This window comes from Niallia sp. Kr1 (assembly GCF_050389805.1).
In the GTDB taxonomy this organism is placed as follows: Bacteria; Bacillota; Bacilli; order Bacillales; family Cytobacillaceae; genus Bacillus_BD.
In genome coordinates this window covers 1,558,678-1,567,500 of sequence record NZ_CP130945.1, presented here as the reverse complement: position 1 = coordinate 1,567,500, position 8,823 = coordinate 1,558,678, and the positions used below count along the sequence as shown (strand labels likewise).

Below are 8,823 nucleotides of genomic sequence, written 5' to 3'. Positions count from 1 at the left end.
AGCGCCCATTTTTCATTTCTTTTCATTTTAATAAAAGTTCCAATTCTCAGGTCCAGCTCATCATATACTTTTTCGTTTGTATCTACGGTTCGCGAGATATAATGGATTTTTTCTTCTTCTAACTTTTTAAACCAGCCATAAACTGTGTTCATATGTAATTTTTCTTCATTTAACGTTTTCTTAATTTCTTCAACAAAATCACTTATTTTCCAATACAAAATGTCACCCCTCATATAGAACATATATGGATCACACTATCCATGCGGACTACAATATGTTGAGTATATGTAGTTAACATTCTACATATGGAGCTCATTTCCTTTTATAAAAACACATTTAAAAGAAGTTCCGAATGACATCAACATTTATTTATTATTCTTTTTAAACTACAAATGACCTTGGTTTTTTATAGTTCCCAACTGGGTACGACTACTAGATTCAGAAAATAAAAGAAGTCGAATGTTACCTAAATGTCTAAAATTTCGTACATAGCTATTATTAATTCATTTTATACATTAATTCAAATGATTTCTTACGCAAAAGGATATTCATTATTTAAAATAACAACACCGTTTTTTGTTAACCTTCCTTTAAGGAAAGTTGACTTAAGTTTTATTTTATGGTAAAGTAAAAATTTAATGTAAAATTCACCCAATAAATATTTACAAGAAATAGGGGGTATGAAAATGAAAATAACTGAATACTGTGGCAACATTGAATTTTCTATTCTGCATTTCATATTTTCCTTAACTGATGAAATAAGCGAGAAAATTGCCCAAAAGAAGTTATTTTATAAAGAGCAAATTAAACGCTATATTCGGAAACAAATTGATTTCTTCTTCAGAGCATTCAAGTTAAAAAAAGCTCTTTTATACACTTACAAGTACGAAACGTATAACACGATTATGTTTAAATTAAAAAGCACTTTAAAAGAACATAACGTCTTCCAATGTGTATAAAATTAGGTAATCCTACAAAAAACGAAAAATATCCACTTCAAATTTATCCCTAATAAGTATCATGAATTTTATAACGAAAATGTTAATCAGAATCCATGCTTCGTCAGAAGAGTGGATTCTTTCCTTTAGATGGTTAATCGTGTTATGTTCACTCGTAAAGTTAGGTTCTTTTTTCTAAGATGTTTTCTTTCACCTTTTATCTAGCCATCTTATCTGGCAAAGAGGTACAATATACCTAAAACAAAGAGGCGATTCTTATGGGATATTTCATATTCATTTTAGTTGTTATTGCACTCATTTACTTAATAAAAAGATTTGATCAGACAGATCCTATCATTATGGAAAATGAAAAGCCCGGATTACCTACCGAACTAGAATCTAACGGTACATCAGTAATCACATCTCCAATTGTTGTTCCAAATTCTATCACTTCACATCCTCAAAGATATGAGGACAGAAGATTAATAGAAAGACGACGCATCCATCATAATCGTAAAGAGTTGCATAAGGTAACACAAATCAAAAATTATGAGAGAAAGAAGGATGAGTGTGTAGTTGGAACCCCATATTTTTCTGGACTTTATCTTAAATCGAGGCATGATGAGTCGTTGGACGGGTTAGAAGAGAAGTGGGATTTCAACCGTTATGAAAACGAAAGAAATTCTACTAGTTTCGATGATATCGATTGTTTTGAATATGACAAAGATTCCCGTGTTTCTGACTATGATTATTGTGAACAGGATCGTTTTGAATATGAAGATACTATTTATCAGGATAGGGATAACTATTAAATATTTAGCAGACCAAAACCACAAGAACCTTTTCTTGTGGTTTTGGTCTGATTAATCCTTAATCGTCAGGAACTCAATATAAGTAGGTTAGAAGAGGAAAGTTCCCCATCATACACTCGCAGTCAAAGAACTCACAAGACGCAAGACCGCCTGCTCCATCTTATTCATCCTTTTTGAATTCAGCCATTGGTCAGGAATGATGATACATTCACGATCATGGCTATTCATATAACGATAAATAATGGCTGCCTCGTCAATTTCATCTTTCTTAATCTTCTTCATAGACTGTTTAGGCTGTGAAAAATAGGAAAGAATCTCCGATTTTATTTGTTGAACTAATTTTTCCAAGTTGGTATGGTCTAATCCATATACTTTAGAAAACAATATCTGATTACGTCTTATGAGGAACATTTTTACGCGATTGTCCCCAATATATTCCATCATGACGATATTTTGATCTTCTTCGATAAATCGAATCACTTGTTCTTTTTTCAATAAAGATTGGACCCATTCGATTCGATCTCTAACCTTAGCTGCCTCTTCAAAGTCAAACTGACTAGAAGCCTGAATCATCCTTTGCTCCATTTCCTCAAGGAGGCTACTATCGGTTCCCTCTAGCAATCCAATGATTCTATCAATCATATGATGGTATTGTTTTAGGGCTGAAGGATCAAAACACATTCCCATACACAAACCTAATGAGTAATTTAGACATGGGCTGTTCTTTGTAGTCGATTGATTGCAATCTAGTTTAAACATTTCTTTCAAGCCTTGAATGGCTTTTTCCGTTGTCCCTATGCTTGAAAAGGGACCAAAATATAGATGACGATCCCCTTCCTCCATCTCATGGACGAATTCAATACGTCGGTAGCTTTGATCCCTTTTGACGCTTATATAGCTATAAGATCGAGGATTTTTCATCATCCGATTATAAAGAGGTTGAATGTCTTTTATTAGCTTGCACTCTAGCATAAAAGCTTCAAATTCTGTATCCGTATGAATAATGTCAAAATCCTTTAAATGATGAACCAGTTTAATCACCTTATTGGAATGTTGACTAGAATGTTGAAAATAAGAGCTTACTCGACTTTTAAGATTTTTCGATTTACCCACATAGATAATGCTGCCATGGGAATCTTTCATTAAATACACACCAGGGGTTGATGGAAGTTGTTTGGCTTTATCTATCAGATTCAACGATGTCACCCCTATCACTTTTTCACACTTGTCTTCATTATACCTCACTCTCTCCTTTTAGAGGGGGTGGTATTTTTCGACATGAATCAATCTTAGTACCATTCACAAAAAACTCTCAGCACATAACCCAATTATTTACAATCCCCTTTTAAATAATCATGATATTTCTGCAGATGGGATAAATCTCTACTTTTAATACGAACGATATTAACCATCGTATTTACTTAAAAACAGTCATGATTCCTGTAAGATCAATGCAGATGGTGTTTTTTAAAAAAAAAGATGTAGGAGACACTCATAATGTTTAGCAGTATTGGGGACTATGGAGATTCACACCATTACACTAGCACTAACGAAGAAAAATCCACCTATAGTAAGTGGATTCTGATATTAGTATTAGAACGACAGAACTTTAATTCTACCAATGTACTTCGGATCGCGAACAATTCTAGGTTGACCCGGTAACCAATTGGCAGTGATTCCTTCTCCAGTTCCTCTACTATATTGGATGCCTTGAACGACTCTTACGATTTCATAAACATTTCGCCCTACTTCCGGAGGATTTACAAACCTTGAAACAATTGTACCTTCCGGATCGATTATGATGGTTGCTCTATATGTTGCCCCGTTTTTTCATTTAGCACCCTATACGCTTTGCTAATCTGTTGGGTTCGGTCACTTAATAGAGGAAACATCACTTGGGATTCAGAAGGAGAAATTTTAGTAAAAATTTTATGGGCATATACACTATCTGTACTTATGGCAAGTACTTCTATATTATTAGACCTTAGTTGCGGATAAATAGCAGCGACCGCTGCCAACTCTGTCGGTCAAACAAACGTAAAATCACTACCATAAAAAAATAAAATCACCCATTTTCCACGAAAACTTTCTAAGCGAATCTCCTTCATTTTCTTTTCCACATTGTCGAAAGCTTCCGCCACAAAAGCGGTGCTTTATCATTTGTTTGTGCGCAAAATGGTTGCAAACAGTCATCACACATATACATTTGTCCTCCGTTCAAAAAGTTCAACACATTTATCCATATGTGTTACAGGAAAAGTTTGTGTTAAGTTTTTGTATCCTTAGTGCAGAAGACTTAAAAAATTGGGAGAGACGATTGAAATGATGTCAAACTAGTAAAAGGAAATAACTTGTCCAGCTCATTAAACCATTTATGACACATAGTCCATTCTTTCGCAAAAAAAGAACGCCAAAATTTCAGCGTTCTTTAATAAGTTATTCGTTTTCCCAAGGAATGATCTTTTCGATTGTTTGATTTTTCGAGTATTGATTCGTTACTACAAGATCTCCAACGAGTTTTTGACCTTCACTACCGTAAGCTTCTTGAATTTCGTCCCATTGATATTGCGGATTAAAGGTAATCTCAAAATCTTCGTTTTCTTTGTATCGATACTTGATTTTCAAATCAAATGTACCATCTGGTTTAATTTGCGTTTTCTCTGTATTTGAAGCAAAGGACCCTTTAATCTCAGCCCCTTCTAGAAGATTACTTTTCCCGCTAAGGTAATAAAATTCACCATCTTCCGTAATCTCATCGACTTCAATCCAAACTCGAGGTTCCCCGTAATCTTCAGGACGTTTTTCCCATTGTGGCTCTTTAAATACAAGATCTGTTTCTTCATCTGGATGATACGTTAAGCTAACTTCAGCTTTTTTATTGATATCTCCTAGTACTTCATGTTTATAGATGTACGGCCCTTTCAGCTTTTGCCCTCTTTCTCCATAATGTCTTTTAATCGGATCATCTTGAGCGGATTCAAAATCAAAGCGGACTACAAATGTTGCTTCCCCATATTGATGGTGGTCAAGTTCCATTGTAAAGCTGCCATCTTCTTCGACCAATTCGGTTGTATCCGTATATAGTTCATCCTTAGATACCCATAATTCTCCTACCACTCTCGAACCTGGAATCAAGTTACTCTTACCTTCAATTACAAACTTATCATCCTGTTCATCAATTTCTCCACCAAGCACAATCTGGTAATCTCCTAATTCACTTTTGGACTTTATCTCTTGCTTCGTTTCTGTTGAAGCTGCTTCATTCTCCCCGCTTCCGCATCCTGTCAAGAGCAGCCCTAAAGATAACCCACACGCGATCCAAACCTTTTTCTTCATGGTTTTCTCCTTCCCCCTTATCCTTTATTTCTTTAAATCGATAACAATTTCGACTCGTCTGTTTTTGGCTTGTCCAGTTTCATCGTCATTAGACGCAATCGGCTTTGTCATTCCGTATCCTTTTGTTGTGATTTGAACCTTAGAAAAATCACCTTGTGTGGTTAAGAAGTTTTTCACTTCATCTGCTCTTTTTTGTGACAATTCTAGATTATATTGCTTGTCACCTACATTATCCGTATGTCCATTGATTTCAATATGAATATCTTTCTCATACGATTGAATTGTTTGAGCAATATCTTGCAACATGGTCTTTGATTCTTCTTTTAACTGATACTGGTCAAAATCAAACATCAAATGATCCGGAACAAGCATAGTAACCTCTGTTCCTTCAATTTTTACCTCAACATTGTCAGGAACTTTGATTTCAGTAGAGTTTAGCTTTTCTACCTTTTCAATATACAAATTATCGGAATAACGATTTTGGACAACGAGGTCCCCGACTAGCTTTTGACCTTTTTCCCCGTAGGTTTCCTTAATAACATTCCATTGATAATAGAGGGACGGATCAAATTTTAACTCAAATTCAGCATTTTCCTTGTATTCATACTTAAATTTCATATTAAACGATCCGTCTGGAAGAACGCTTGCTTGGTCATTATCAAATACAAAGCTCCCATGTAAGATACTGCCTTCAAGTAGATTACTTCTTCCATGCAGATAGTAGTAATTTTCATCATTTTTAATCTCTTCGATTTCAATCCAAACCCGTGGCTCTCCCATATCCTCTGGAATCTGATACCAGCTCGGTTCAGAAAATTGCCGGACCGCCATTTCTTCACCCTGATCAAAGGTTACTTCCGTTTTCGCCATTTTATATATGTTTTGTGGATCTCCTCCACCTACTTTTCCTTTATGAGTATAAATATAATTGCCTGTTAATTTCTGACCACGTTCTCCGTAATTTCTTTTGATCGAATCATCTTGTTGACCATCAAAGTGGAATTTAAGAGCAACCTTTGTGGTTTCATCCAAGTCATGATGATCAATCTCCATTGTGAAAGATCCATCTTCTTGTACGATTTCAGTCGTATCAGCAAAGAACTTTTCATCGTCCACTAACACTTCTCCTACGACTCGTGAACCAGGAAGTAAGTTACTTTCTCCCTTAATTGTAATTTTCCCTTCTGTTTCAATCATCTCTCCACCAAGAAAAACATTGTAATCCCCTAAAGTGACTCCATTACTCTTTTCTTCTGAGCTACTTTTGGCTATTTTTTTCTGTTCTTCCTCAGAAGAATTAGTCTGCTCGGTATCCTTCACTTGAGTTTCATCCTTCTTTTCTCCCTCAGTCTTTTTCTCTGATTCTTCTACTTGGGATGATTCCTCTGCATTATTGTTCGTTTCTTGATTACATCCTACTAGTAAAAATAAACAAAGAATAAAAGCCATCATACTTAAGGTTTTCCCTTTCACCGATCGTACCTCCTCTTTTCGTAATCAAAACAAACCTGTCTTTATGTCACATTTAGGACATAATTCACCAATCCTAATGCTAACAAAGACCGAAAATTTGAAAAGTGTAAATTTTCCTACACCGATGAAGTCAAAAATTGACCCGTAATCATCGATTGGGGTTAAAAAACATTCATTTTTTAGGAAGAAACTCCTCTATACAAAAAAACAACACATTCTTTAGAACTATCTATAATGGACTAAGGTTTCGTTCGTCGTTCTACAAAAAAAGGATCTAATACCCAAAAGTAACTAAAATAAGTAGTTTGATATAGCATTTTTTTCCAATTTATGGGTGGTGCCTGTCACCCAGGTTTCATATAATAGATTGAGAAAGGATGATGGTAATGGAACGGATTATATTTTGGGTTTTCTTCGTTGTGATAGTAGGGACTATCTTAATCGGAGTCTTCCGTCAAAATAAACACACACACACTCGCAGTTCTGATGCCTCGAATGATCAAAGTAGTTGGTGGTGGTTTCTCAGTGCCTCCGACTCAGGAGATCATAGTAATAATTATTCTAGTGGTAGCGACAGTGGTGGAGATGGCGGTGGTGGCGGAGATTAATAAGTTTTGTGAAATTAATTCCTGCCTAAAAAGTACTCATTCTACTTGAATAGGACCTTTCCCTCTAGTTTGAAGAAGTATTACCTTGTTCAAAGGATGATCTAGAATCTTTTAGGAGAATCTAATGAGTAGGAGGGAATGCCGTGCCTAAAAAAGTTTTACTATTTATATTACTTTTCTTTTTTCCGTTTATTCCTGTGACAAAAGCAGAACTTCCCTTGACAGCAGCGTTTGTTCGTGACCATCAATTATGGATCAAAGAGGGAGATCAAGAAATACAATTGACAAAAGATCAATATGTATCCTCTCCCAAATGGTCCTTTGATGGACGATTTATTGCCTATATCGACGGCGATGAGCAGGGAGAAAAATCGAATCTATGGATTTATGATACAAAGAGGCAAGAAAACTATGAACCATACTCTAGCATTGATACTTCTTCTTTTAGTTGGTCCCCTGTCGCAAATGAACTGGCTTATACTTCTGGGTGGGTTTTAAATGTGACAAAGACGAAGGATGGCAAACCTTATGGGTTTGAAAATGTGGCATTAGGTGTTAGTAGCTTTGAATGGTATCCAAATGGAAAAGATCTTATAGTGTCTGCGACCTCAAACCGAATACCTACAGGCTGGGAGCCGATCAAATTGTTTCGTATTCCAAAGGATATGAATCTTAATGAAAACAAAGCGAAGCTACTATACTCCATCCCCATCGATGAAAATGATTTATTTGCTGTTACTGTTGGTGACTTTAAGTGGAGCTATGACGGCAAATGGGTCAGTTTTCTTGGAACCCCAACACCTTCTTGGGCAATGGACAGTAATCCTTTATGTGTTTTATCTTCAGATGGAAAAGTGTTCAAGGACCTCGGTAGAATGTTAGGCTATCGTGACTGGTTCAAATGGGCTCCGCAAGCCGACCAACTAGCTTACATTTCAGGAGAAGGACGATTCTTTGTTGAAAATAAGATAATGAAGATTGCGGATTTAGAGGTATCTACCAAGCAGGTAGAATATACACCGAAAGGATATGTTGATCTAGATTTGGAATGGGTGTCACCTTCCAAAGTGATTGTCGCACGGTCACTGGAAAATAAATCCTGGAAAGAAGGACCAGTTCCAACCATGCACACCTCTCTATATGAGATCGATTTGGGCTCAAGCACACAGACTCCAATCACATTTCCAAAAGAAAATGAATTAGATGTTGATCCTCAGGTCACTGGACCTTATCTCACATGGGTGCGTAAACAAGTAGAAACGAACAAAGGTGATGTATGGATTAAACAAGATAAGCAACAAGAGGCAACCATATGGATTGAAGATGTAGACGTTGCACCTGTTTTATTGTATAAAGGGAAAATCACGAATTGAGACCCTTTACTTTGTTACATAAGAAATACTGTAAAGAACCTTAAAACGTAGGATAAGCACAAAAGATATCCATTTTTAATTGTAGAAGAAAAAAACATAAAAATGTTTAACTAGGAATTACTACTACTGTGTGCTATATTTAGTCTACCATTTGTACGATTACTGTTTGTGTTTCATGGTTATTACAGAAGCCCTATTCTTTTTTTGAATAGGGCTTCATTCATTTTGTTGATAAAGGTATCATCTTGAATGGGTAATCCTACTGTCCCTTCATACAGATAAA

8 protein-coding genes and 1 pseudogene (1 of these 9 only partly in view) are annotated in these 8,823 nt (G+C 35.7%); 4 read left to right on the top strand and 5 right to left on the bottom strand.

Going from position 1 to position 8,823, the window contains the following annotated elements; all coding sequences use genetic code 11:
* Positions 1-218 carry the beginning of a hypothetical protein gene (locus Q5760_RS07885; RefSeq protein ID WP_428911649.1) on the bottom strand. 454 nt of this gene lie to the left of the window's left edge, so the window shows 218 of its 672 coding nt (coding positions 1-218); it begins with the start codon at positions 216-218; the stop codon falls past the left edge of the window.
* Positions 219-686: 468 nt separating this feature from the next.
* On the opposite strand from Q5760_RS07885, the gene Q5760_RS07880 reads away from it, so the two are divergent.
* Entirely contained in the window at positions 687-959 is a 273-nt protein-coding gene (locus Q5760_RS07880) for a hypothetical protein (protein ID WP_428911648.1), read from the top strand.
* 257 nt (positions 960-1,216) lie between these two features.
* Complete coding sequence (locus Q5760_RS07875; protein ID WP_428911647.1) at positions 1,217-1,750, top strand: hypothetical protein; 534 nt, start codon at positions 1,217-1,219, stop codon at positions 1,748-1,750.
* Between the two features lie 108 nt (positions 1,751-1,858).
* On the opposite strand, the gene Q5760_RS07870 is transcribed toward Q5760_RS07875, so the two are convergent.
* The 4 genes and pseudogenes from Q5760_RS07870 to Q5760_RS07855 all read right to left on the bottom strand — a co-directional run bounded on the left by Q5760_RS07870 (position 1,859) and on the right by Q5760_RS07855 (position 6,559).
* Positions 1,859-2,947: a UvrB/UvrC motif-containing protein gene (locus Q5760_RS07870; protein ID WP_428911646.1), complete on the bottom strand. Its 1,089-nt coding sequence runs from the start codon at positions 2,945-2,947 to the stop codon at positions 1,859-1,861.
* 396 nt (positions 2,948-3,343) lie between these two features.
* Positions 3,344-3,950, bottom strand: a pseudogene (locus tag Q5760_RS07865) (peroxiredoxin).
* 236 nt (positions 3,951-4,186) lie between these two features.
* A complete protein-coding gene (locus Q5760_RS07860; protein ID WP_428911645.1) occupies positions 4,187-5,086 on the bottom strand; it encodes a hypothetical protein in 900 nt (299 codons plus the stop codon).
* Positions 5,087-5,110: 24 nt separating this feature from the next.
* Positions 5,111-6,559, bottom strand: coding sequence for an OmpA family protein (locus tag Q5760_RS07855; RefSeq protein WP_428911644.1), 1,449 nt, complete (start codon positions 6,557-6,559; stop codon positions 5,111-5,113).
* Positions 6,560-6,978: 419 nt separating this feature from the next.
* Between Q5760_RS07855 and Q5760_RS07850 the strand changes: the two genes are divergently transcribed.
* Complete coding sequence (locus tag Q5760_RS07850; protein WP_428911643.1) at positions 6,979-7,167, top strand: hypothetical protein; 189 nt, start codon at positions 6,979-6,981, stop codon at positions 7,165-7,167.
* Between the two features lie 143 nt (positions 7,168-7,310).
* Entirely contained in the window at positions 7,311-8,540 is a 1,230-nt protein-coding gene (locus Q5760_RS07845; RefSeq protein ID WP_428911642.1) for a translocation protein TolB, read from the top strand.
* Positions 8,541-8,823: the final 283 nt, after the last annotated feature.

Coding starts and splice junctions, on each gene's coding strand:
- Q5760_RS07880 (WP_428911648.1), top strand. CDS start 687: ATGAAAATAACTGAATACTGTGGCAACATTGAATTTTCTATTCTGCAT.
- Q5760_RS07875 (WP_428911647.1), top strand. CDS start 1,217: ATGGGATATTTCATATTCATTTTAGTTGTTATTGCACTCATTTACTTA.
- Q5760_RS07860 (WP_428911645.1), bottom strand. CDS start 5,086: ATGAAGAAAAAGGTTTGGATCGCGTGTGGGTTATCTTTAGGGCTGCTC.